The sequence below is a fragment of the Desulfovibrio cuneatus DSM 11391 genome (assembly GCF_000430005.1).
GTDB classification, from domain to species: domain Bacteria; phylum Desulfobacterota; class Desulfovibrionia; order Desulfovibrionales; family Desulfovibrionaceae; genus Frigididesulfovibrio; species Frigididesulfovibrio cuneatus.
On the sequence record NZ_AUCY01000032.1, the window covers coordinates 1 to 23,981 of the forward strand.

A 23,981-nucleotide genomic window follows, 5' to 3' on the forward strand; every position below is an offset into this window, starting at 1 on the left:
CAGGCTAAGGTAAAACCCGTGGGGCCTGCTTCATAAACCAAAAGGTCGATAGTTTCTGCGAAACGCAGAATGGCCGTAAAAGTAGCTTTGGCATCGGCTGGGCAGACAAAGCTTTTGCTCAGCCCGTCAGAACGCAACACTGTAACAGCATTGGTGTTTTTATGTGCATCAATGCCCACAACACATGAAGTTCCCTCTTGCGCCTTACCGATGATTTTTGCTACCTTATTCATGTTGGTCTCCTTCGCCACGAAGAGCAGTTATTGCTGCGTTAGTAACACTGTTGGTATATTGCACCAACTTGTGGGTGGGAGGCCAACATTTTATTTGATGCGCCCTGTTGGCCAGTGTGGGACGGTGAGCAAAAAAGATAGTTTCCCCATGCCCCATTTAGGAGCAACGTGGTGCTGTGTCAAGTGCTTTTCCTGCGCTACACGAGGGGGAGTTTGCCCAGCAAGGGCGAAGCAAGGCAGGTGTATGTTTCTGCGAGGCTGGTTCGTCTGCATTTTTTAAGATGTTTTCCCTTCATGAAGGGGTATTTAAAAAATGCACGCTGGCACCATACACGGCAATACGCGGTGCATGGTGCCAGCATGGTTTGAGAGATTTCAACGTTCAAACGGAATAATCAGTGTTTCCCTAGCTGTCGTCATTCTCCTCTTGATGGGGTATGTGGGTGGGCAGAATGGTTTCCAGTTGCCGGGCCAGGTCTTCTGGTAAGGAAAACCCGCAAGGGTCTTCTTTGTCTTGCTGTATGGGGTCCGCCCCAAAAATACCCAGGTGCCTGCCCAGCATTTCCAGGGCCTTCAATTTGGCATGGGTTTTTATGCGTACGGCCCCTTTTCCCGTGCTGGATTCGCTAATCTCTGCTATGGCTGCGGTTTGTTCTTTGGTGAGCTTGCCGGAATGCAACAGTTCAATGCCTTCAGTACTCCAATGGCAAAAATCTGCCATGCTGGCAAAGCCAATGGCGGCAAGTTCACGCAGCACCCGATTTCCCGTTATTTCTTGCGGGTCTTGCGCGGTGCCAGGGTGGGGCCGGGGGAGGCGCTTTTGGCCTGTGCCCTGTTGTGTTTTAGCCGGTTTTTTTTGTGAAGCTATTTTGGCTGGTTTCACTGCGTTTGCTTGTTGTATGCTCTCGGAATTGCAGGGGGAAAGGGGTGTTTCTTTGGTAAGGTTCTCCTTGTGTGTTTCTGCTGCACATACTTCTGCCTTAGCCCGGTGTAGCAATGCCTGTACCCCTGCCAGGGTGAGCAGTTTTGTGCCTGTGTGCGGTGCGCGCTGTGCAGCATACCCGGCCAGCAGGGCTGCCTGGGTGGGGTTGTGGCAGGCAAGGTAATGCTTTGCAAAGGCCTGTTGTTTTAACGTTGCCCTGGGCTGTGGACTTGGTGGTGATGCCCCGCCTTCAGGCACATTGGTGCGGCGGGTTGCCGGTTGTGGTGGTTTGTTACTGGTTTTGCTTTGTTTTTCACTCATGGGCCTCCTTTATGGCACATAGTGCCATGGTAAGAATGATGTGGTTTGCTGGTGGCAAAGGCGCAGAAACCTCCAGCGTGTACAGCATGTAGCACATTGTTTTTGCCCCGGTGCGCTTACACGGGCTGGTAATGGGGTGAGGAGCATGGCAGAACCCCACGGGGAAGCTATGGAACAAGGGGGAAGCGGGCAGTAATTTGCAAGCATTGTCTGATTGTTCTGGTACACATCTTGGTATTTACTTTACTCTTGTGCCATGTTTGCCTATAACAGGGTGGATGCACACCAATACTTATAATACCCACCCACGCCATGCGGCGCATTCTGCGCGTTTAAGTAAGGAAGCTATTAACGAACTTCCGCTGTATGCCTATGAAGGCGCTGTAACGCTTGTGCGCACCGAAGAAGAAATGGAACTTGCAGCAAAAGCCCTTGCCGGGGAAACTGTTCTTGGGTTTGACACTGAAACTAAACCAAGTTTTTCCAAAGGCAAGACGTACCTGCCTTCGCTTTTGCAACTGGCAGGGGAGCAGGGTGTGTTTCTTTTCCATATGGGTGTGCAGCCATTAAGCCCTGCGGTTTGGAAGCTTTTGGAAGCTCCGGATATTGTCAAGGTTGGGGTTGCCGTGCATGACGACCTGTTGGCATTGAAAAAAGTATTTCCCTTTACCCCGCACGCTGTGTACGACCTTTCCACCCTGGCCAAAAAAAAGGGTATCCAGGAACAGGGGTTGCGCGGGCTTGCGGCCCGTGTGCTTGGGCTTCGTATTTCAAAAGGAGAACGTTGCTCCAATTGGGCGAAAAAAGATCTTTCCTCCCGGCAAATTCGCTATGCTGCAACAGATGCCTGGATAAGCCGCGCCGTTTTTATTGGGCTTTCTGCCCATTGTGTAAGCGAATAGCCTGTGCTTCTTTAATTGTATAGAGGTGCCATGAATACATTGCTCATTAGCCTTACACGGTTTGGAGACTTGCTGCAAAGTCAGGCAGCCGTAAGAGAGCTGGCAGCCAATGGTGGGCGTGTTGGTGTTGTGTGTCTTGAAAATTTTGCCCCGGCTGTGCAGCTGCTTGAGGGCGTGGACGTGGTCTTCCCTTTGCCTTCTTCCGGGTTGCTGGCTGCGCTGCATGCCCCGGCCAGTTCCAGCCCTGCAACAGGTGCCCTGTGCCCTGGCTGGATGCACGCCCTTGGTGGTTTGGCCCAGTGGCGCAACGCTGTGCTGCAAGATTTCCCCCCGGATTATGTGTGCAACCTTACCCCCACACTTTCTGCCAGAATTCTTAGCCTGTTCCTGGCAGGGGATGCTCCTATTACCGGGTTTGGCCTTGATGCCCAAGGCTTCAGCGTCAACAGTTCATTGTGGGTTTCTTTTTTACAAGGAGCTTCCCAGGTGCGGGGGGTGAGTCCTTTTAATGTAGTGGATGTTTTTCGTCGTGTTGCTGCCCCAGCGTGTACAGCGCAAGTTCCTATATCTTTTCCCCTGCCGGAAGGCACGACTGGGTTGTGTGGCAATGCCCGCTTGCGTGCCCCCCAAGGTGCTATGCACGCTGCTGCACTTGACGGCATGCGCCAGGAAGCCCCACAGGAAGCCAAGGGCTTTGTTGGCATGCAACTGGGGGCAAGCGACAATAAACGCCGCTGGCCTGTTGCGTATTTTGTAGAAGCTGGCCAGGCATTATGGGATACGCATAAACTTTGCCCTGTACTACTTGGCAGTGCTTCGGAGCTGGAACTGGCAGAGCGGTATATTGCCCAGGCCACACACCCTGTGGTTTCCCGCTGCGGCAAAACATCGTTGCTTGAACTTGCCAGCCTTGTGCAGGGGCTCAATGTACTTATTACCAACGACACAGGCACCATGCACCTTGCCGCGGGGCTTGGGGTGCCCCTTGTAAGTATTTTTCTTGCCACGGCACAGCCTTTTGACACTGGCCCATACAGCGTGGGTAGTGTGTGCCTTGAGCCGGGCTTGCCATGCCACCCCTGTGCCTTTGGCTCTGCCTGCCCCAGGAACAATGAATGCAGGTACAGCATTTCCCCTGCCCTGGTTGCCCGGTATGCCCACGCACTGTTCAAAGAACAGCCACTGGCCCCTGGGGCGTGCCCTGAAGCAGTGCTTGCCGGTACACGGGTGTGGTTGAGCGAGTTTGACACCACGGGCGAAATTTCCCTTGCTTCCCTTTCCGGACACCAGCAGGAAGACAGGAGTGTCTGGCTATTTTTGCTGCGGGAATTGCTGCGCCAGTTTCTTGACAGGCAGCGCACCGTTCCATTTGTTTTGCAAACCAGCCACCTGCGGTTTTGTTGTTCCCCAGACATGCGGCAAAAATTGCAGGGTGAACTGGCCCGCCTTTGCGGTACGCTTGAACTGATGCAACAGCAGGGCAGGCTATTGCTTGTGCGGCGGCTTGAGCATGTACAGAAAAAGTTTCTGGCTGGGTGGGAATCTGTTTTTTCCTTGCTGCGGGCAAGCCCGTATTTTGCCGCCCTTGCCTTTGTGTGGCAGGAAGAAACCCAGGCAGAAGGGCAAAGCATGCCCGATGTGCTGGAAGTTATGGGGCAGTTTCAGTCTTTATTTGTAAATCTTGCTGCTTTTATTGCTGTATAAGGTTCAGGGCGGATCTTGTTATAGATGGCTGGTACAACTTTTCTGCCATATCTGGCGTATACGTTTATGCGGTAATGTTTGGCCTCAATTTTGCATATTGAAAGCATCATGTGCATAAATTACCTCGTTACACTGAGGAAAAAGGAGACCAGCAATGATTATTATCGATGGACGTGAGAGTTCTGTTTCTACAGCCAACATGGCAAGCCTGGAAGAAGTTCTTACTAAGGTTATTGAAGCTGAGGCACTGGATACCCGCATTATTACGGATGTTTTCGTAAATAATGAGGCTTTTTCCGAGCTGTACCCCCACCAGGCGGAAGATATTGAAGCTGCCGACATTCACCGCCTTGAGCTGTGCACCGTCTCTGTGGAAGAAATGGCTTCCAACGTGGTGGTAGAGCTGCCTAAGGTTATTGACCTGATGAGCGCTGGCAGCCGCAAAATTGCTGAACTGCTGCGCCGTGCAGAGCTGGCAGAAGGCCTGGAAATGCTGCAAGACCTGATAAACATGAACCGCGATTTTCTTGCCACCGTGCAGGTGCTTCGCTTCCGTTTTGCATCACAAGCCTCCCCGCAGTTGGACCGCCTTGGCGACAGCATTGGCGACCTTTTGGGCGAAATTGCTGAAGTTATGGGGAATGAAGACTGGGTGCTTGTGGCTGACTTGCTGGAATATGAATTTATTCCTGCCTGTGAAGGCTGGCGCGAAGTTATTCTTTCCCTGGCAGGCGACGTGGCTGCTGAACAGGTGGCATAACCATGGATGCATGCTCGCGTTTGCTTGATGAAGCTTACCTGCTGCTAGACCTTGAAGAAAAGGCAATAGAGCAGGAAGAAGAAGAACAGGTGGCATTTTTTGCTGAAATTCGCCAGCAGGTGTTGGGTGAAGTATGGGCAAACCGTGCAGCCAGCGACCCGGCAGATTTGGAACGCCATCTTGGTTCCATACTGGATAGGACTGCTGCAATTGCTGTTCATCTGCAAGCATGGCACGGGCGTATGCGCGAAGGTTTGCAAAAAAGTAAAGCCTATAATAAATTTGCGGCTGGTTCCCGGTATGATTCCCACAAAATGGCAAAGCAGTTCTATCACTTTGCCCAAGCGTAACATGCTTTTTTTGATGAAAAAGAAGTTAACGTGACGCAGCAATCATAAGCGGAATTTTTTCGCAGTGCAGGCGCATGAAACAGCCAGGGGTTTTCCCCTGGCTGTTTTGCGTTGGAAGCATTTGCCACATTACATGATGTTTGTAGAAGGTGCGATGTGAAGTGCAGCAAGAGGCAGCCAGTGGTTAGCCAACGCTAAGCAGTAAGGCAAAGTGGGTAGCATTCAGGCCATGGCATGTGGGGTAGGGCGCATGTGCCAGCACGGGGCAATGGTGCTTGCTTAATGAGAAAAGGGCAATGTTTGTAGCAACAGTTGTTACAATAAACGCACACCCCGGTATGGTTCCATACCGGGGTGTGCGCGCAAGTAAAATGAAGCAGGGAGGAAGCTGGGGCAGATGCTCAGCCATTCATGGAGCAATTGACAAATGAAATGAGCGTATTGCGCGACTGTTTCACGTGTTGCATGCTCTGTACGGAAGGCTTTGTTACCCTACTTCTTCACGAAGCTTGAGGGAAGAAAGGGAAGTAATGCAGTTAAATGGAATCAACCTGCGTTTCCCTAAAAATTGAGGCCATACGAAACGCCATACGTGTCAAAGGCGTCGTCGTTGGTGGTAATGCCCCAGGTGGAATGGGTTGTGTATTCCCCTTGAACGCGGTGCTGCATACTTTCACCAAACTGCACGCCAGCCATGCCTTTGGTTCTGAATACAGCGTTGCTGCCCATTTTCCACTGGTCAAAGTTTCTTTCCGTGATTACTGCGCCGCCAAGAGAACCGCCAAGGTAAGGGCGGAAGGCGCTTTGGCTGGTGAACAGGCTCAGGCGGACACCAGGCGCAAGGAATGCGCCGTATACGTCTTTGCTGCTGCGAATGCTCCACCAGGAGGCACCAATTTCTGCTGTGGGGGCTATTTCACCCAGTTCGCCACTCACCCACGGGTTGTACACCTGTTCGGCAAACACGGTGAAGGCCGAAGAGCTGTGGTCACCAAATGCGGCACTACCGCCAACAGCAGTGCCTGCGGCGTGTGCTGTGCCAGACATGCACACCAGCAGGAGGAAGGTCGTGAGCAGGATGTTTTTTTTCATAATTCCCTCTCGTTGTTGTAAGGAAGCTCGTATGCAGTGTTTCCTTATATAAGGCTATTCTTATCCGTTACAAAGCAGTGATGCGAAAGGCCACAGGCATTTGTGCGTGCGGCCTTTTTGCGTGCTTTTTTTTCATACGGCTGAACATTACGTTTTTTTTTAGACTATGTCCAGAGTTTATCATGAAATTCTCTAGGAAAAATATTTAACAGAAAAACAAAAACATGCTTGACATGAGCAAGGGAACAGCTTAGATATTTCCTCTTTCGAGCCGTGATAAGGAGCTGTCATTCTATGAAAACGTTCTCGCCAACACCCAAAGATATCAACCGTGAATGGTTTGTGGTTGACGCTACGGACAAAGTGTTGGGCCGCCTTGCAGCCCAAATAGCCCACCGCCTTCGCGGGAAGCATAAGCCGGAGTTCGCTCCGCACATGGACAATGGCGATTTCATCGTTGTGGTGAATTGTACAAAAATCCGCGTGACCGGAACAAAGCTGGCCGACAAGAAGTACTACCGCCATAGCGGGCACCCTGGGGGCCTTAAAGAGGTTACCCTGCAAACCCTTATGGATACCAAGCCGCACTTGGCACTTATGCATGCTGTAAAAGGCATGTTGCCCAAGAATCGTCTTGGTCGCGCCATGCTGACAAAGCTGCGTATTTACCCCGGTGCGGAACATCCGCACGAGGCGCAGACCCCACAACCTTTGTCCGTTTTGTAACGGCAAAGAATGGAGAGTTGTATGTCCACAGATTTTAATTATGGTACCGGCCGCCGCAAGAACGCCACTGCGCGTACTCGGTTGTACGCTGGCAGCGGTCAGATTCTTGTAAACGGTCGCTCGTTCGAGTCCTATTTCCCACGCAAGTCGTTGCAAATGATCATTCGCCAGCCGCTGGTGCTTACACGCCTGTTGGACAAGTTCGACATTAAGGTGAATGTTCAGGGTGGCGGTGTGTCTGGTCAAGCTGAAGCTGTGCGCCACGGTATTTCCCGTGCACTGCTTCAGGTAGATGTTGGCCTGCGCGGCCAATTGAAAAAGGCCGGCTTCCTTACCCGTGATGCTCGGCAGAAAGAACGTAAAAAGTATGGTCTGCGCGCCGCTCGTGCACGCTTCCAATACTCCAAGCGTTAATTCCGTCTTTTGGCAAAAAAGGGGTGGCATGTGTCACCCCTTTTTTCGTTTAGTGGTTTTAGGGTGAGAATGTTTTTGTTTTGCAGCGGAAAATGGCCACGAAGCTAAGCGGAATAAATCAACGTTTCCCTAAAGCTTTTGCTCCTGTCGCCGATAGGTAGGTATGTACGCCGAAGGCGGGAGGATAAATACAATGAATATAAAAACAGTGACCCTGGTTTGCTTGGTAATGGCATTTGCGTGCGGCTGCACGAACATGAACCGCACTCAGCAAGGCTTTTTAAGTGGTGCTGCCGTGGGCGCTCTTGCCGGAGCAGGCCTTGCCGCTGCGGCCAGCGGTAGTGGTACCACTGGCGCTCTTATTGGTGGTGGCGCTGGTGCTGCCCTTGGCGCTGCCTACGGTGCAGGCTGGGTCGATCCTTCCAGCTTCTAGAGCAATTTCACTTTGAGAATCTCCTTTCTTAAGGTGAATGCCCCGCTTGCTTCGGTGCGTAATACCCCCATGGCGTTATGTTTGCCAGCCAGAACTATTGTCCGGGCTGTGCGCCTTGTTGCCTAAGGGCTATGCCTGGAAAACTGTACGACAAAACCCCCATGACCTGCGAAGGACATGGGGGTTTTGTCGTGTTTCTTTATTGGCCCGCCAGCGCGGCTTGGTGCGCTATTGCTGTGTGTAGGTATCTTCAGAGGTGGGGTGGGGTTTCTTTTCAGACTGGCCTGTAGTGTTCAGGCGGTTTTCCATTTTAGCCATACGCGGGAAAATAATGTACGTGTACACAAGGCCAGACGTAATGTACCCCAGCATGGTGAGGTAACCATAAAAAATGGGGTCTGAAACCACAAGGGCAAACAGAATAATAACGCCCACCATGGTTTTAAACGGCTTTGCCTTGATGAACCCCAGTTCCTTGAACGATGCGTAGCGAATGTTGCTGACCATAAGTACAGCCAGCAGGCAGGTAAACAGCAGGCAAAATACCGGAAACGCCCCCATAATACCCTGGGGGATGTTGGGCACAAACAGCACAGTAAGGGCCAGGCAGCAGCCTGCCGCAGGGGTGGGCAGGCCTACAAAAAAGCGCTTGCTTAACACAGCGGTGGTTACGTTGAAGCGGGCAAGGCGCAGGGCCGCGCACACGGTAAATAAAAAGGCAACGGCTACCCCGGCCTTGTGAAAGGTGTGCAATTGGTACTGGTACAGCATAAATGCCGGGGTAAGGCCAAAGGCCACAAGGTCGGCCAGTGAATCGTACTGAACGCCAAACTCGCTGGCTGTATTGGTTAGCCGGGCTACCTTGCCGTCCAGTCCGTCCATAAGGGCACTAAAGAGTATGGCTAAGGCACACCCTTCAAAGTTGCCCTGGGCGGCCATAAGCACCCCCCAAAAGCCGGCGAACAGGCTGGCTGTGGTGAACAGGTTGGGTAAAATATACACACCTTTGTGGTGAGGAAGCGGACGTTCCATTGTTGGCTCCAGGGTAACGTTTTGCCTGCATGGGGCGTGTTTACTTATACAAGTGAACATTCCATAATGTGTGCAGGTTGTACAACAGCGAAGTCGTTGGGAACAGGAAGAAAGCTTTGTACTTCAGTCTATTGTTCTGTATTCAGAGTTCCGGAAAAATTACTCGTCCGTGCCGTTCTGGTCTTTGCGGGCAATAATGGTTTGCCCGGCAAAAATATTCTGGCCAATGGTCACGCTGGGGGTATAGCCTTCGGGCAGGTACATATCCACACGTGAACCAAACTTGATCATGCCATAGCGTGCCCCCCGCTCCAGCTCTTGGCCAATGGCAGTGCGGCACACAATGCGGCGGGCAATAAGCCCGGCAATTTGTACCATGCTCCACAGTTTTCCTTCTTCATCGCGCAACTGGTACGCACAGCGTTCATTTTCCGTAGCGCTTTTGTCAAAGGCTGCATTCAGGTACAGGCCAGGGTGGTAGGCAATGTTTGTAACCGTGCAGCGCACAGGGCTTCTGTTCACATGCACACTAAAAACATTCATGAAAATAGCAATATAGGTACGTGTTTCCCCGGTGAATGGGTCTGCCTTTGTGGTTATGGTAATCACCTTGCCGTCTGCAGGGCTAATTGCGCAGTGGGGTTCCTGTGGGGTTACCCGTTCCGGGTCGCGGAAAAAGTGGCAGGAAAAAAACGCCAGGCCAAAGGCCAGCAAGGCCGGAAACCACCACCCAAGGGCTGCAAAAACCAGAGCCGCCAAAGAAGAAAGACCAATGCTGGGAATGCCTTCGGGGGTAATGCCACACGTGGGCTTATACATAATTGCACCTGTTTGTTATGTTGTCTTGAAAAGGGGTGAACCCGGCCCGAACAAAAGGGCTGATGGCACCCGGCAACCTCATACTGTCTATAATACCCTTTTATGGTAGGAAAAAAAACCCTTTTTTCAGGCAGGTTTCGCGGGCAGGGCATACTGCACGAAAAACCGCACAGCGGGGGGGACGGGTAGGCGCTTCGTGTTCAAATATGACAGTTTTTACGCGGAGAGCCGCTCATGGTGGTTCAGCCGCATTACTCCTGCGCAACCTTCAGTTTTGAGCGCTTGCTTGCGCCGAATCCGCAATACCGGCTCAAGCAAGAGGGATGCTTGAAGGGGTATTACACGGTTTCCTCGTTGGCTTCAATAACGGAAAAGTGGCAAATAGCAAGGGAAAGCTTGACATTCACTCCAAAATGAGTAAGTAACAACCATGCGGCAGCCGCCGCGTTACCGCATTCCGGAGGTTCCATGGCTAAAGAAGAAGCGCTTGAGATTGACGGTGTTGTGCAGGAAGCCCTGCCAAACGCCATGTTTAAGGTAGAACTTGAAAACGGGCATACCATGCTGGCACATATTTCCGGGAAAATGCGTAAATTTTATATTCGCATTCTGCCGGGCGATAGAGTGAAGGTAGAGCTTTCCCCCTATGACCTGACACGTGGGCGTATTACCTATCGTATGAAATAGAAAAGCGAATTTTTGTTTTGCTGAAAGCCACGTGCCAGTGGCTTTTTTCATTTGTGCCGGGTGCATTCTTGGGCTGCTTTCCTGTAATGCGTATTCCGGCAGGCGTAGTAATGGCTCAGTGCGGTATGCCGCAGTGGTGCCCCCTCGTATTTTCTGCTTATTATCCCTTCTTTTCAGCACATATGTAAGGAATACCTATGAATGTATGGGGCATTGTTCTTGCCGCAGGCAGTGGCAGCCGCTTTGCAGCGGCTGGATTTGATGTTGCCAAACAGTTTATCCCCTATGAAGGTGTACCGCTTTTTTGGCGTTCAGTACAAACCCTGGCACGGGTACCGCACATACGCGGGTGCGTGGTGGTGTTGCCCCCTGGCAACAATGCCAATGCCCTGCCTACCGCGTATGCCTTGCTTGAAGAATGCATGCAGCTTGCCCCGGTAGGGGTGCCTGTGGTGGCAACTCTTGGGGGTGCACGGCGGCAGGATTCTGTTCGCCTTGGGTTGCAGCACATTGGCGCAGGGTGTGAATCAGTGCTTGTGCATGATGCTGCGCGTCCTTTTTTCACTGCCAGCCTGTGCAGCCGTATTATTGCGGCCCTGGAGCAGGGGCAAGAGGCTGTTGTGCCAGGGGTTCCCCTGGCAGACACCATTAAGGTGGTGAATGCTACAGGGTCTGTGCAGCATACGCCACAGCGCGAAACACTGCGTGCTGTGCAAACGCCGCAAGGGTTCCACATGCCGCTTTTGGCCCGTGCCCATGCCCTGGCAGAACAGGAAAACTGGCAGGTTACTGACGATGCCTCCCTTGTGGAGCGCATGGGTGAAGCTGTTTGGATTGTCCCAGGAGAAGCCATGAACCAGAAAATTACCACAGCCCAAGACAGTGACTTGTTGCAGCCCGTAACCCCCAGGCAAACCCTGGTGCCATGCACGGGGTTTGGCTATGATGTACACCGGTATGGAGGGGAGCGTCCGTTCATTCTTGGGGGGGTGCCCATTGCTACCAACATTACCATTGCAGCACATTCAGATGGCGACACCTTACTGCATGCCCTTATTGATGCCCTGCTGGGCTGTATTGGCGGGGGTGATATTGGCACTTTGTTTCCCGACAATGATCCGGCCTATGCTGGTATTTCCAGCGGCTTGCTGCTGGCAGAAGTGCTGGAACGCACCCGCAGGGCAGGGCTGGTGCTGTACCATGTAGATATGACCATAGTGGCGCAAACACCCAAAATTGCCCCCCACCGTGAAGCCATAGCCCGCAACGTGGCAAAACTGCTGGAACTGCCTGCGACGTTTGTAAACGTTAAGGCAACCACTGAAGAAAAACTCGGCTTCACAGGCGATAAAAAAGGACTGAAGGCCATTGCTGTGGTAACCGCGGCACGGCCTGCTTTATAAATGGAGACCATTGTACAATTATAATTGTTGCACTTTACTTGGTGAGGTTCTGCCTCCCCAAACTCATCACTTTCTCCACTCGGGCTTCGTAGAGATGTACGGGCAGCATAGCTGCCCGTACCCGTCGCTCTCGCTCCACGGCTCGCTCTTGCTCCACGGCTCGCTCCGCTCGCGACTGCCGTCAGTTCTAGGGACATGATATCCTTGGAACCCGCATCAGCGTTCAGTTTTTCGCTGTGTGAAAAGCTGAACGCAAATGGGGGTCAAGGGACGTCACGTCCCTTGCAGGGGGTGTGGGGGACAGGGTCCCCTAATAAAAGTCAAACTGTACCAAGTGGGTTATAGTTTTACATTGGGACTATACAAAAAACAGCCTGCACGTTGTGCAGGCTGTGGGCATAAAAGCAGTAGTGGATAATGAGAAGGCAAAAAAAAAACGCCCTTGCAGGGCGTTTAACGTGGTGTTTTAGTAGCGCGGTTGACGCGGTGCTCTGGGCTGCGCTTCGTTAACGCGCAGGGTGCGACCACCGAAGTTGCAACCATTAAGCGCCTCTACGGCAACAGGTGCATCAGCATCGTCCATTTCCACAAAGCCAAAGCCCCGTGCACGGCCGGTTTCGCGGTCGCTCACGAGTTTTACGGAGCACACATTGCCGTGGTTAGCGAATAAGCTGCGTACTTCATCTTCCGTTGCCGACCAGGGCAGGTTGCCCACATAAAGAGACTTAGTCATTCAAAAAACCTCACAAAAAAAACAATGCCACTTCGCGCTATACTCCCACAACCGCCTGTGGTTCTTGCGCGCTTCCTGAATAAAAGCCTTGCCTTATACTTTTCGCTGCGTCAATAGAAAAAAGAGCATGTTTTTATGATTTTAGCGGTACTTTAAAATAAGTGGTTAATATCAGTGAAATAAAAAAGAGGCAGGATTATTCTTATTCATGCGCTCTTTTTAACACTTTTACCCCTTCCTGGAACAATACTTCCATTTTATCTGGGCGTATAACGCCAATAACCACGCCTCTGCCAAACGTTGGGTGGTCAACAAAATCGTCCTTCTGGAAAGGGGTTTTCATGCTATAGGCTTGTGGGCTTAGGGCGCTCAGGCGTACCATGGCTTCCTGCCAGGCACTTTCGTTTTTTTGCAGGGCTGCTTTTTGGCGGGAAGCGGCAGTGGTTCTGGTTCCTTTGGTGGCTTTGGGGGCACCCAGTTCCTTGGCTGCTTCGCGTGTTTGCCCGGCTTTTACAACGCGCATGCTGGGGCTTTGCTTTTTGGGTGCGGCGGCTTCACCACTGCCCCAATATTTATGTACACTGCCGCAGGCTTTGCATTCAACCTTTGCAATTTCTCCTTCAAGTACCAGCATAACAACATGGCCGGTAACGTCATTGCAGCGGCGGCATTTGGCAGTAATATAATCTCCCGGACGAGGGATAGCCATATAATAATTCTCCGTTAAACAGGGGTAAAACTGGAAGGCACAAAACCTTTAAGTATAGCAGGAATGCCGCTCACCATGAACACAACGGTATTGGCGGCATGGGCAACACATTGGTTGGCTATGCCGGCAAAATCTCTAAAATCTCTTCCCGCAGAACTGGCCGGGGTTACCCCAAGGCCCACTTCACCACTTACCACCACCACAGGGCAGGGCAGGGCTGCTAGCCCGCGTACCAGGGCTAAGGTGTGTTGTTCCGCCTGGGCGGGGGTGGCGCCTTCTTCCAAGCAGGCCGAGGCCCACAATGTCAGACAATCCAGCAGTATAACGTCAAAATTTTTCCCTGCCAAGGACAAAGTTGCAGGCAATGCCGTGGCGTTACCCCTTCCCATTTCATGGGTTTGCCATGCAGCACCGCGCGAGTTTTGATGCAGCGCAATGCGTTGGTGCATGTGAGTATCTTCCGGGTAGGCAGTGGCTATGAAAAGGCGTTGATTCCCCAGGTGTTCAGCCAGGCGCTGGGCAAAGGCACTTTTCCCGCTACGGCAGCCCCCTGTAACAAAGTACAGGGGCACATCATGTGCGTGGGGGGCGCTCATTGTGCGGCAGAAGGGGGGGCAGCGGGGGCAGGGGAAGCTGCGGGGGCCTCTTCATCGGAAAGGGCAGCTTCTTCCTTTTGCAGGGGGAATTCTTGTGGGGGTGCAGAATGTGTGCTTTGCTCAAGTGCGGCTGTAGCCAGGGTGCGTTCTGCTTCTTCCAGGTGGGTTGCCACGTTTAGTATAATGGCAGCGCTTTCTTCCACCGCAGGAATGTTGTGTTCCCCCCGCCGGGCAAGCCATTTGGCAATGGCCACCAGTTCGTCCGCTTCCAGTCCCCGTGTTTCCCCGCGCATGCGCATGGCCGAGGCAACATCAGCTCTTGCCTGTTCCCCGCGGACAGAGGCTTCAAGGTAGGTATTGGCAAGGGCAGAAAGGGTGCGGGTGGGCAGGTCTTGGGTGCTGCCTTCGCGGTAGCTGGCGTTGGCTTGCATGGCTGTTTGCCAGGTGTTTTCCACATGGGCAAGCAATTGGGGCATATTGGGGGTGCGGGCATAACCGGCAATAGCCCCGGCAATGCCCCGAAACTTGCTGGCATAAATGCCAAACATTTCTGCCTGCTGGGATTTTGTCAGGCGGAGGCTGTTTTTTTCTGTATTGGCAGCGGTGCTGCGCAGTACCTGCATAAAGGCAGCCCTGTTGCTGGTGTAAATTTCACGCAGCATGGAAGGCATGAAGGCGTAAGCAAACAGTTGTGCCCTGCCCTGGGAAGGGTTTTCACGTTGCACCCCAAGGCCGGGCAACTGCACTCCAAAGTAGCTGTTGGCACTGCGTACCGAAAAGGTGGAAATGCCGGAGTACATTGCGTTGGGGTGGCTGCCTTGGGGCCAGTAATTGTTTACCAGATACTGGGCAACGGCCTGGAAAAAGGCTTGGGTAATGATGCGGTCTTGCCCTTTGGGGCTGCTTTCTTCAGCAGGCAGGGCGGCATTGAGCGGAACGGCAATGCCCCGCACCTCTTTGCCACGAACTGGCTTTGCCTGGCTGTATTCCAGCAGTCCTTCCGTTTGGGGGTCTTCGGTATTGGGCTGGTTTGCAAGCTCATGCCCAGCGCCTTCGGCGTGGCTTGTGGCGTTTTGGGTGTTTTCAGGCTGGCCAGTTGTGCTTTGGCCTGCCAGTGGCTGTGCAGCAGAATTGTTTTGCTGGAGAGTATTTGCAGTGCCAGGGGGTGTTGCCCCTAATGGGGCCGTACCTGTGCCCTGGGAAGAGGCTGTGGGCTGCTGGGCCGCTGGGTTGAGTGCGGAGGAAGGTGAGGGTTTGGAGCTACTGAAAATTCCGGCAAGCCAGGCGGGCTGGCCGGTTACAGAGACATATATTCCCCCCCCAATGACCAAAATTGCCACTAAAAGTGCAGCAACAGTAGGGGAGAATGACGATTTTTGTGCTTGTTGTTTCATACTTGTTCCACGAAAAAATGTGACAGTGCCACACGGTATTTTTGTATGCTACTCGAACATGAAAACTATTTCAAGAAATGACTGTGGACTTTCTCGTAAATGGCTTGAAAAAAAATGAACCGCTTGTGTTTTTACATGAGGTTCGCTAGTGTCTTCATGGTTGGCATTGTTGCCAAAAGTAGTGTGGCACTTAGGAAATTCTGGTTTATTTCGTTTGGCTGCGTTGGTGGAATGGTAGTTGCTCCGTGGGTTCCTCAACCAGAATAACAGAAACGATATCTTGTAGCATTCTCCCACAATGGGAAACAGGCGCAAGGGTCGTGCAACCAACGGGGAAGCCCGGTAACGAGGTCCGTGTGCAGCGCTATTTGGGTATTTTTTATATAGTTGCGGCAGCTTTTTTGTGGGCCTTTATTGGCCCTTTTTCACGTTATTGCCTGCAAAGTGGCATCAGCCCAGCAGAAATTGCCTTTTGGCGGGTCACTTTTGCGGCTATTCTCTTTTTAACCCATGCATGGTTTCAAGGGTGGCAGTTTGTGCGTTCCCGTAGTGATGCCATGGGTTTTTTGCTCTTTGGCGGGCTGGGCATTGGTGGGCTTTTTGCCCTGGTCTTTAACGTTGTGGAGCAAGGCGGTGCTGCGCTGGCTTCTGTTATGTTATACACAGCTCCCGCCTGGGTGGCACTTTTTTCCCATGTTTTTTTTCATGAACCGCTGACCCGCCGGAAAATACTGGCTGTGGGGTTGTGTTTGGTGGGGGTGGTGGGCATCAGCTTTTCCGGTGGGGGAACAGGGCAGGGCTTCAGCCCCCTGGTGGTGGGCATGGGGCTGGTTACCGGTATTTTGTATGCCTCACACTATGTGTTCACTAAAAACTTTCTGGCGCGCTATTCCCCCATGATGCTTTATGGCCAAGCCATGGCGGTGGCAGCTATTTGCCTGTTGCCCTTTGTGACTTTTAGCCACAAAACCCCTAGCGACTGGTTTTTCCTGCTGGCGTTGGGCTTTTTTTGTTCGTACTTAGGGTATTTTGTCTATTGCCTTGGCATTGAGCGTATGCAGCCTACCAAAGCAGCCATTCTGGCAACACTGGAGCCTTGTTTTGCCACCTTTGTGGCTTGGTGGTGGTGGGGGGAATTGTTCACCCCACTGGGCTGGGCTGGGGCCGGGCTTGTGCTTGCCGCCGTGCTTGTGCAGATAAAGCCTGACCCCGCTAGTGGGGCAAGCGGGAAGAAAGACTGATAGGTGGCTAGTATCCTATTCAATATAAACATAAAATACACAGCGGGTGGCCTCATGTAAGGCCACCCGCTGTGTATTTTTGTCAATTGCATGACTGCTGGCGTAATGTGCTTGTCATAATTATGACGTATGGAAGTGGAATGCTGTTTTCTTCTCGTCAATACAAAACAAATCAGCGTTTCCTTAAGCCAGCTTGCGCATTTTTTGCGGCGCTGTCCCTTCCGTTCTGTTGCGCCCTTTTTTCTTGGCCATGTACAAGGCTACGTCTGCTTCCTGGATAAGTGATTCCTTGGAGTGTGGGGTTTCTTTATCCAGGGAGGCAACCCCAAGGCTTGCGTGTACGGAAAACGGCCCTTGGCTGGAAGTAAAAGAGTGGGCCGCAATGGCCTTGCGCAAGCGTTCGGCAAAGGCAAAGGCTTTGTTGAATTCCGTGTGGGGCAGCAGCAAAATGAATTCTTCGCCGCCATAGCGTGCACAATAGTCTGTGCTGCGTATGGAATTGGCCAGAATGGCTCCAACTTCGCGCAGCACGGTGTCACCCACCATATGCCCGTGGGTGTCATTTACCTGCTTGAAGTGGTCAAGGTCGGCAATAATCACGGAAAGAGGTTGTTCATAGCGTGTAAAGCGCTCAAATTCTTCTTCCAGCCTGCCTTCAAGGTGACGGCGTGAATGCACCCCGGTAAGGGCGTCAAAATCTGCTTGCAGTTGCATCATGCGGAACCTGCGGGCGTTGTTCAGGCTTAATGCCAGGTGCCGCATGGCGGAATCCAGCGCCGCAATTTGGTCTCGACCAAGGTTTTTGTGCATGTCTGTGAGCAGTACAAGTACCCCAAGTTGCTCGCTTCCTACCAGAATGGGCAGGCACAGCAGGTTTCCTGCATCCGGGAGCAAGTTCTGGTCTTCGTCGGGCTGCTCAGGGAAGCAAAGGTGGGTGGTTTCTTCCACTCGCAATCTGCCTTCCATGCGTGGCCGTACATGGTCCAGAAGCAATGCCCGCCATTTGTTGAAGGCGGTACTTTTTTGAGGCGCGTTAACGTACAGGGAAACAGATGTGCCCATAGGGCCGCCAGGCTGCCACAAAGCCGCGTGCATGCCTTTAACCGGCAACAGTAACCCCATGGAACTATATACTTTTTGTAAAATAGCGTCCATTTGCAGGTTGTCTGTTGTGCTGGTAAAAAAGCTTACCAGAAAAGACAGCAAGTCGTTTTTACGCTGCAACAGTTCTCGTTCAAGCATAATTTCACGGGTCATGCACAGCATGTCGTGGTGAATGCTGTGTACTTCCACTGCCCGCATAAGCACGCCACGCAAGCGTTTTTTGGTAAAGGGCGGGCGCACAATTTCAGCAATGCCCAGGTCCGTGGCTTCTTCAAAGTCTTTTATGGAATAATGCTTGTCTAAAAGCAGCACCTTGGGAATAAGTTCCAGGTGGCGTGTGCTGGTGCTTGGCAAGGCTTGCAGTGCATGCAATGAAGCAGAGGAAAGCCATAGAATACACGGGGTGTCGTGTTCCATGTCTGCCATGGTAGGAAGGGTGTCTTCCTTCCAGAAGCGAACGGCGGTTTCTTGCTCCAGCCCGTTGCTGATCTGGCGTTGCTGTTCTTCTGTAAGGCCAAATGCCCACGTGGTGGGTAAGGTCTGTTCTTTCATAGTCATCATTCCTCAGTAAAGACCATTGCAAAACTATGCTGTACGGCTACAAAGCCGGATAGCATTGGGGCGATTTTGCTTACAAAATTCCCCGCGTAGCGTGTTGTTTGCCTTTATAATCACTTCTTTTTGTCCTCTCTTTTAAGGTAATGCTTGGCAGAGAACAAAAAGATAACCAGACAGTATTGATGAAAGCCGCCCCAGGGCCGTAGTAGGAAAAAATGGTCAGAAGGGCGTGTGTCGATTTCTTTATGCAAATTATGCGCCAAGTTATAAGTTTGTGTTGTTTATGTTGCGAATGCGGCTTCGGGGGTGGTTGTTGGGTCAAAATTTCCTCGTAATGGCAAGCTGTTGCCTGGCTATTATTAAGGGTGAAGAGTTCCTTTTGTATTGATGGCAGAAGTGCCGGGAGGAAAATGGGGCTGTGCCTTGCTGGACAGTGCGCCGGGAATAGCGTAAAATTGTCTTGCTTTTACTGGTGACTCCCACCTTAAACGACACGCTTCTCGGGTGTCCGCGTTGCGTCCACCAAGCAATTTCAAAGTGAAATTGCTCTAACACTTTGGAATGCCTGAATGACATGTGCCTCTTGCCCTTCATCTGCTTCTTTGTGTGAACCTCCTGCGGAGCCTTCCGTTGCTTCGTGTTGCCTTATTGCTCTTTCCCGGGGGCTTCCTCCCTTTGCTGAACCGCTTGTGTGTGCCGATATGCGCGGCCCCCTTTCGCTTTTTGGCGAAGTCAGCATTTTGCCAAAACCCATCGGCTACTGGAAAAACCCTGGGTTTTCCACGCTGGAAGCGTTTGAGCGCCAAGCCCTTGCAGGGGCATTGCTACTGTGCGACTCCAGTTCCCGCGTTAATGCGCAGGAATGCCGCCTGCTTCCGGCAACGCTGTATTTGGCAGGGGCTGTTTCTTCTACCTTTGATGTTGCGTGGCGCTTGCATGCGTTGGGCCAAATGCCGCCTTGGGGCGGGGTGCTGGCTTCCTGCCAGCGTGAAGGCCGTGGGCAGGTGCGCAGGGCGTGGCATTCCCCTTTGGGGAACCTGTTTGTTACGTTTCGTTTGCCGGAATCCCCCCTGTTTCGCACACAAGCCGCAGCCGTACTTGTGGGGGCAATTCTTGCCCAGGGGCTATGCCGCCTTGGGTACAGCGCTGGCATGAAGTGGCCCAACGACCTGCTTTCCCTTGAGGGAAAAAAGGTGGGCGGTATTTTGCTGGAAGAACGAGGCGGTGTGCTCATGGTGGGCATGGGGCTGAACCTTATGGAAGCACCGCCCCCCGCTGCAATGCGCGCCGAGCATGCCTGCCCCGCAGGGGTGCTGCTGCCGGATGACGATGAAAAGCATTCTCTTGCTGCACCGTTTCCGTTGTGGGTGGACCTTGTGCGTGAATGTATGGATATTTTTGCCGCCCAGTATGCAGGTGCCACCCTGGAACAGGCCATTGCCCTGGCCCAGGAACAACTTGTGTGGCGCTCACAGCCTGTGGAACTTGTGGAAGAAGGGGAGGGCGTAGTGCAAGGCATCTGCCTGGGGCTAGGGCCGCAGGGGGGGGTGCTGGTACGCACCGCTGCGGGTGAGGTGTGCGAACATACCTGCGGGCAGTTGCGCCTGCGTAAGGGCTAGTTGAAGGCACCATTTTTTTGTGTATTTACACTGATATGTGCGGGTTGCCCGTAACAGGCACCCCTTGTGCTTTCTTGCTATTTGGCTTACGAAAAAAAGTCGAGTGTGTATACGTGCCATGTGCAAGGCATGGTGCCACTCCGGAAGCAATTCCCCGGCATAAAAGAGCGGCGCTGTGCGCACAAGCCGGACATAAACATAAGAACCGTTTGCGGCACGGTGAGGAGAGCGAAAGACCATGGGTATTTTGACGTTTGACCAAGTTGTGAAACAATTAAAAGGCAAGGCCATTCTTGTTGCCAACCGGGGTATTCCTGCGCGGCGTATTTGCCGTTCTGTGCGGGAACGGTTTGATGCCACTGCCGTGTTAACTGCCACCGACGTGGACAAAGCCTCTCCGGCTGCCGCTGCCGCACAAGAATTGTTGCTGCTTGGGGCGGACGCCCGCGCCTACCTTGATATAGAGCGCATCATTACCCTTGCCAAACGGCGTGGTATTGCTGCCATTCACCCCGGCTGGGGCTTTGCTTCGGAAGACGAAGCCTTCCCCCGCCTGTGCGCTGAAGCAGGCATGATTTTTATTGGCTCCACTGCAGAAGCCATGAACCTTTTGGGCAACAAGGTGCAAGTGCGCGGGCTTGCTAAAAAACTGGGCATTCCTGTTGTGCCGGGTTCAGATGGGGCAGTGGACGTGCCAAAAGCCCGCGAAGCGGCACAGCAAATTGGTTTCCCAATAATGCTGAAGGCCGAAGGCGGCGGCGGTGGTCGTGGTATTTTTGAGGTGCATAATGAAAAAGACCTTGAAGATGCGTTTTTTAAAGCGTCCACCATGGCCCAGGCTTCTTTTGGCAACCCCCGCGTGTATGTGGAAAAATTCCTGCAGCGTGTACGGCACATTGAAATTCAGGTTATTGCCGACACTTACGGCAATGCCTTTGCCTTTGATGAACGCGACTGTTCCGTACAGCGGAACAACCAGAAGCTGATTGAAATTACCCCCTCCCCCTGGAAGGGGATGACAGAAAAACTGCGGACAGAACTGAAGGAATATTCCCTGGCCCTTGTGAAGGCCGTGGGCTACCATTCCCTGTGTACCGTGGAATTTTTGATTACCGAAGACGGCACACCCTATCTGATTGAAGTAAACACCCGCTTGCAGGTGGAGCACGGTATTACCGAATGCCGCTACGGCATTGACCTTGTGGAAGAGCAGATTGCCGTTGCTTTTGGCAGCAGGCTGCGCTTTACGGAAGAAAATACCCGGCCCAACCATGCCGCCATGCAGGTGCGCATTAACTGCGAAGACCCGCAGAAAAACTTTTCCCCCAACGCAGGGCTCATCACCCGCTACGTTTCCCCGGGTGGCCCCGGTGTGCGGCTTGATTCCAACGTAAGCGCCGGGTATGAGTTTCCTTCCAACTACGACTCCGCCGCAGCACTGCTTATTACCTATGGGCAAGATTGGCCCAAGGTGCTGGGCATTATGGAACGGGCCCTGGATGAATACATTATTGGCGGGGTCAAAACCACGCTGCCCTTCCACAAGCAGGTTATAGCCCACCCCCTGTTCCGCCAGGGAGAATGCGACACCCGGTTTATTAATGCCAACCCGGAACTGATGGATTATTCCGATGTGGCGGCAGAATCGGAGCGCACAGCCCGCCTTGTGGCGGAAATTTCCGCACGTGGCTATAACCCCTTTGTGCAGCTTGGTGAATACCGTTCCAGCACCACCCCGCGCGTGCCCCAGTTCGACCTGGTGCTGCCGGAGGTGAGCCAAACGGCACGCCGCATGCCATCACCTTATCCGCGCAAAGACAAGAAAGCATTGCTGGAGTATGTGCGTGAATCTGGCTATGTGCACTTTTGCGACACCACCTGCCGCGACACCACCCAATCCAACAGCGGCAACCGTTTTCGCCTTGCGGAAGACAGGATAATTGCCCCGTACCTGGATAACTGCAACTTCTTCTCCCTGGAAAATGGCGGTGGGGCTCATTTCCACGTTGCCATGATGGCCAATATGACCAACCCCTTTGCGGAAGCTCGGGAATGGAATGCCCTGGCCCCAAAAACCATGAAGCAGATTCTTATTCGCTCCACCAACGTGTTGGGGTACAAGCCCCAGCCCAAAAACCTCATGCGGGTTATGGCGGAGAAAATTTGCGAAGAATACCACGTTATCCGCTGTTTCGACTTTTTGAACCATGTGGAAAACATGCGGCCCTTTGCTGAAGTGGCCCTGAACACCGAAGGGGTGCTGTTTGAACCTGCCATTTCCCTTACCTACGGGCGTGGGTTCAGCATTGAACATTATATGGACGTTATCAACGCCATAGTGGAACAGAACGCCAGTCTGCTTGGGGTTTCCCCGCAGGAAGCCACACGCCTGTTTGTGCTAGGCCTGAAGGACATGGCAGGCAACTGCCCACCCCGGTTCATGTTCGATTTTGTCAGCACCATTCGTAAAACATGGCCGGAGCTTACCTTGCATTACCACAGGCACTACACGGATGGCCTGTTCGTGCCTGCTTTGGGGGCTGCTGCCAAGGCTGGCGTGCATATTGTGGATACCACCCTCGGGGCTGCCATGCGCTGGTATGGCCAGGGTGAAGTGCTTTCCACTGCCGCCTATTTGCAGGATGAACTGGGCATAAAGAACAACTTGAACAAAAAAATGATCCGCGATGCCAACTTTGTGCTGAAGCAGCTCATGCCCCATTACGACCGCTACACCGCCCCGTACTTCCAGGGTGTGGATTATGACGTTATGGAGCACGGCATGCCTGGTGGGGCCACCTCTTCTTCCCAGGAAGGCGCCCTGAAGCAGGGGTACATTCACCTGCTGCCCTACATGCTGCGCTTTTTGGCAGGCACCCGGCAGGTGGTGCTGTACCATGACGTTACCCCAGGCTCCCAAATTACCTGGAACACCGCCTTTTTGGCCGTGACCAGCGCCTATAAGCGCGGCGGGGAAAATGAGGTGCAGTACTTGCTTGAAGTGCTTGAAAACGTCACTCGCGTGCCGGAAGCAGACCTCAGCCCGGAAATGAAAGAGGCCCGTTTGGGTCTTTACCAGGACAGTAACGACGCTTTCCGCAACCTGTTGCTGGGGCGTTTTGGCAAACTGCCCATGGGCTTCCCGGCAGACTGGGTGTACCAAAGTGCTTTTGGGGCTGAATGGAAGCGAGCCATTGAGCAGCGCACCATACTCTCCCCTCTGGATTCTTTGCACGATGTGGACTTTGAGACGGAACGCAAATCCCTTACAGAGCAAATACACAGGGAACCAACGGAAGATGAGTTCCTGATGTACCTGAACCACCCGGCAGATGCCATTAAAACCATTGAATTCCGCAGAAAGTATGGCAACCCCAACAACCTGCCGGTGCATGTGTGGTTTGAAGGGCTTATGCCTGCCCAAGACCTGCAATTTACCGACGCCAGTGGCAAACCCCACCAGTTGACCATTCTGAACATTGGGGAAGTAGATAAAAACGGTGTTTCCGTGGTGCGCTATGTGCTGGACTCCGAATTCCTCAGTTGTGAAGTGCAGGTGGCCAAGCCGGTTGCAACGGGCAATGTGGGGGGCACCAAGGCAGACCCCAGCAATGAATACCACGTGGCTGCGCCCAGCAATGGTGACTTGTGGGTTATGTATGTGCACCCCGGCGATCTGGTGCAAAAGGGTGAGGAACTCTTTAACATTTCCATCATGAAGCAGGAAAAGGCCGTGTGCGCCCCATGCAATGCCGTGGTAAAACGGGTGCTGAAAACCGCCGACTACCGCCACAGCAAGCAAATGATGCCTGTGCGCGAAGGTGATTTGATTGTAGAACTTGGCCCAGTGCCCCGCCTGTGTGAAAATGAAGCATGCCGCAAGCCGTTGCCGGAAGATGCCTTTGTTTTCTGCCCTTATTGCGGGAACAAGGCCGGCTGATAACCCCTTGCGTTTCGGTGTTTCGCAGCTTTTATTGCGGCGTAACACCGAAACATTCCTCTGGCTTGGTGCCTGTGGCATGGCCAGCCTTCTTTTTTTGCAGCCCTGTGTAGTAATAAGGGGCAGGCCGTTTTTTCAGCAGTGCATGTACTTGCATTGACGTTACTGAAAATACTCTATAAGCTGACAAAAATATCCGGTTAAAAGTCGGGTAGCTTTGGGCGATTTTGCTTGCAAAATTGCCTCGCATAACGTGTCTTTTGTCTTTAGAATCACCTCTTTTTGTCTC

The 23,981-nt window shown here is 52.7% G+C and carries 24 protein-coding genes; 12 read left to right on the forward strand and 12 right to left on the reverse strand.

The window, feature by feature from the left end:
• Positions 1–233, reverse strand: a 233-nt coding sequence (locus G497_RS17510) for a hypothetical protein (RefSeq protein ID WP_027188880.1), incomplete at its 3' end; no start/stop codon positions are given.
• A 406-nt stretch (positions 234–639) separates the two neighbouring features.
• Positions 640–1,476 (reverse strand): terminase small subunit, encoded by an 837-nt coding sequence (locus G497_RS19200; protein WP_051257998.1) that lies wholly within the window; start codon positions 1,474–1,476, stop codon positions 640–642.
• Positions 1,477–1,754: 278 nt separating this feature from the next.
• On the opposite strand from G497_RS19200, the gene G497_RS17520 reads away from it, so the two are divergent.
• From G497_RS17520 to G497_RS0109060, 4 genes are all read left to right on the forward strand, one after another.
• Positions 1,755–2,378: a 3'-5' exonuclease gene (locus G497_RS17520; RefSeq protein WP_051257999.1), complete on the forward strand. Its 624-nt coding sequence runs from the start codon at positions 1,755–1,757 to the stop codon at positions 2,376–2,378.
• A gap of 30 nt (positions 2,379–2,408) precedes the next feature.
• Positions 2,409–4,082, forward strand: coding sequence for a glycosyltransferase family 9 protein (locus G497_RS0109050; RefSeq protein WP_027187909.1), 1,674 nt, complete (start codon positions 2,409–2,411; stop codon positions 4,080–4,082).
• A gap of 154 nt (positions 4,083–4,236) precedes the next feature.
• Positions 4,237–4,842 (forward strand): DUF8043 domain-containing protein, encoded by a 606-nt coding sequence (locus G497_RS0109055; protein ID WP_027187910.1) that lies wholly within the window; start codon positions 4,237–4,239, stop codon positions 4,840–4,842.
• A 2-nt stretch (positions 4,843–4,844) separates the two neighbouring features.
• Positions 4,845–5,192 carry a hypothetical protein gene (locus tag G497_RS0109060; RefSeq protein WP_027187911.1) on the forward strand — a complete coding sequence of 116 codons (348 nt, stop codon included), beginning with the start codon at positions 4,845–4,847 and terminating at the stop codon, positions 5,190–5,192.
• A 561-nt stretch (positions 5,193–5,753) separates the two neighbouring features.
• On the opposite strand, the gene G497_RS0109075 is transcribed toward G497_RS0109060, so the two are convergent.
• Complete coding sequence (locus G497_RS0109075) at positions 5,754–6,284, reverse strand: acyloxyacyl hydrolase (RefSeq protein ID WP_027187913.1); 531 nt, start codon at positions 6,282–6,284, stop codon at positions 5,754–5,756.
• A 294-nt stretch (positions 6,285–6,578) separates the two neighbouring features.
• On the opposite strand from G497_RS0109075, the gene rplM reads away from it, so the two are divergent.
• The 3 genes from rplM (at position 6,579) to G497_RS0109090 (ending at position 7,857) form a co-directional block, all read left to right on the forward strand.
• Entirely contained in the window at positions 6,579–7,010 is a 432-nt protein-coding gene (gene rplM / locus G497_RS0109080; RefSeq protein WP_027187914.1) for a 50S ribosomal protein L13, read from the forward strand.
• A gap of 21 nt (positions 7,011–7,031) precedes the next feature.
• Entirely contained in the window at positions 7,032–7,424 is a 393-nt protein-coding gene (gene rpsI, locus G497_RS0109085) for a 30S ribosomal protein S9 (protein ID WP_027187915.1), read from the forward strand.
• A 193-nt stretch (positions 7,425–7,617) separates the two neighbouring features.
• Positions 7,618–7,857, forward strand: a complete 240-nt coding sequence (locus G497_RS0109090) for a YMGG-like glycine zipper-containing protein (protein WP_027187916.1) — start codon at positions 7,618–7,620, stop codon at positions 7,855–7,857.
• Positions 7,858–8,085: 228 nt separating this feature from the next.
• Here G497_RS0109090 and pssA read toward each other — a convergent pair whose 3' ends face one another.
• From pssA to G497_RS20700, 3 genes are all read right to left on the reverse strand, one after another.
• Positions 8,086–8,889 (reverse strand): CDP-diacylglycerol--serine O-phosphatidyltransferase, encoded by an 804-nt coding sequence (gene pssA / locus G497_RS17525; protein ID WP_051258000.1) that lies wholly within the window; start codon positions 8,887–8,889, stop codon positions 8,086–8,088.
• Positions 8,890–9,048: 159 nt separating this feature from the next.
• Positions 9,049–9,708, reverse strand: coding sequence for a phosphatidylserine decarboxylase family protein (locus G497_RS0109100; protein WP_027187917.1), 660 nt, complete (start codon positions 9,706–9,708; stop codon positions 9,049–9,051).
• Between the two features lie 338 nt (positions 9,709–10,046).
• Positions 10,047–10,178, reverse strand: a complete 132-nt coding sequence (locus tag G497_RS20700) for a hypothetical protein (RefSeq protein WP_281171056.1) — start codon at positions 10,176–10,178, stop codon at positions 10,047–10,049.
• On the opposite strand from G497_RS20700, the gene infA reads away from it, so the two are divergent.
• Both infA and G497_RS0109120 read left to right on the forward strand, forming a co-directional pair.
• On the forward strand, positions 10,177–10,395 hold the full coding sequence (infA, locus tag G497_RS0109115) for a translation initiation factor IF-1 (RefSeq protein ID WP_027187918.1): 219 nt from the start codon (positions 10,177–10,179) through the stop codon (positions 10,393–10,395). The two genes, G497_RS20700 and infA, sit on opposite strands and share 2 nt — an antisense overlap.
• 197 nt (positions 10,396–10,592) lie before the next feature.
• Positions 10,593–11,798: a bifunctional 2-C-methyl-D-erythritol 4-phosphate cytidylyltransferase/2-C-methyl-D-erythritol 2,4-cyclodiphosphate synthase gene (locus tag G497_RS0109120; protein WP_027187919.1), complete on the forward strand. Its 1,206-nt coding sequence runs from the start codon at positions 10,593–10,595 to the stop codon at positions 11,796–11,798.
• Between the two features lie 466 nt (positions 11,799–12,264).
• Here G497_RS0109120 and G497_RS0109125 read toward each other — a convergent pair whose 3' ends face one another.
• The 4 genes from G497_RS0109125 to G497_RS0109140 form a co-directional block, all read right to left on the reverse strand.
• Positions 12,265–12,531 (reverse strand): RNA recognition motif domain-containing protein, encoded by a 267-nt coding sequence (locus G497_RS0109125; protein WP_027187920.1) that lies wholly within the window; start codon positions 12,529–12,531, stop codon positions 12,265–12,267.
• A 202-nt stretch (positions 12,532–12,733) separates the two neighbouring features.
• A complete protein-coding gene (locus G497_RS0109130) occupies positions 12,734–13,240 on the reverse strand; it encodes a hypothetical protein (protein WP_027187921.1) in 507 nt (168 codons plus the stop codon).
• Positions 13,241–13,254: 14 nt separating this feature from the next.
• A complete protein-coding gene (locus G497_RS0109135; protein WP_051258001.1) occupies positions 13,255–13,836 on the reverse strand; it encodes a bifunctional adenosylcobinamide kinase/adenosylcobinamide-phosphate guanylyltransferase in 582 nt (193 codons plus the stop codon).
• The gene (locus tag G497_RS0109140) at positions 13,833–15,230 is read right to left on the reverse strand and encodes a hypothetical protein (protein ID WP_027187923.1); all 1,398 of its coding nucleotides are present in this window, start codon (positions 15,228–15,230) and stop codon (positions 13,833–13,835) included. Before G497_RS0109140 ends, G497_RS0109135 begins: the two co-directional genes overlap by 4 nt.
• A gap of 356 nt (positions 15,231–15,586) precedes the next feature.
• Between G497_RS0109140 and G497_RS17530 the strand changes: the two genes are divergently transcribed.
• On the forward strand, positions 15,587–16,471 hold the full coding sequence (locus G497_RS17530; protein ID WP_051258002.1) for a DMT family transporter: 885 nt from the start codon (positions 15,587–15,589) through the stop codon (positions 16,469–16,471).
• 183 nt (positions 16,472–16,654) lie between these two features.
• Here G497_RS17530 and G497_RS17535 read toward each other — a convergent pair whose 3' ends face one another.
• Positions 16,655–18,127: a sensor domain-containing diguanylate cyclase gene (locus G497_RS17535; RefSeq protein ID WP_051258003.1), complete on the reverse strand. Its 1,473-nt coding sequence runs from the start codon at positions 18,125–18,127 to the stop codon at positions 16,655–16,657.
• A 707-nt stretch (positions 18,128–18,834) separates the two neighbouring features.
• On the opposite strand from G497_RS17535, the gene G497_RS17540 reads away from it, so the two are divergent.
• Positions 18,835–19,752, forward strand: a complete 918-nt coding sequence (locus tag G497_RS17540; RefSeq protein ID WP_169726992.1) for a biotin--[acetyl-CoA-carboxylase] ligase — start codon at positions 18,835–18,837, stop codon at positions 19,750–19,752.
• Between the two features lie 238 nt (positions 19,753–19,990).
• Complete coding sequence (locus G497_RS0109160; protein ID WP_027187924.1) at positions 19,991–23,692, forward strand: pyruvate carboxylase; 3,702 nt, start codon at positions 19,991–19,993, stop codon at positions 23,690–23,692.
• A 31-nt stretch (positions 23,693–23,723) separates the two neighbouring features.
• Here the strand turns inward: G497_RS0109160 and G497_RS20705 are convergent, their stop codons facing one another.
• Positions 23,724–23,849 (reverse strand): hypothetical protein, encoded by a 126-nt coding sequence (locus G497_RS20705; RefSeq protein WP_281171057.1) that lies wholly within the window; start codon positions 23,847–23,849, stop codon positions 23,724–23,726.
• Positions 23,850–23,981: the final 132 nt, after the last annotated feature.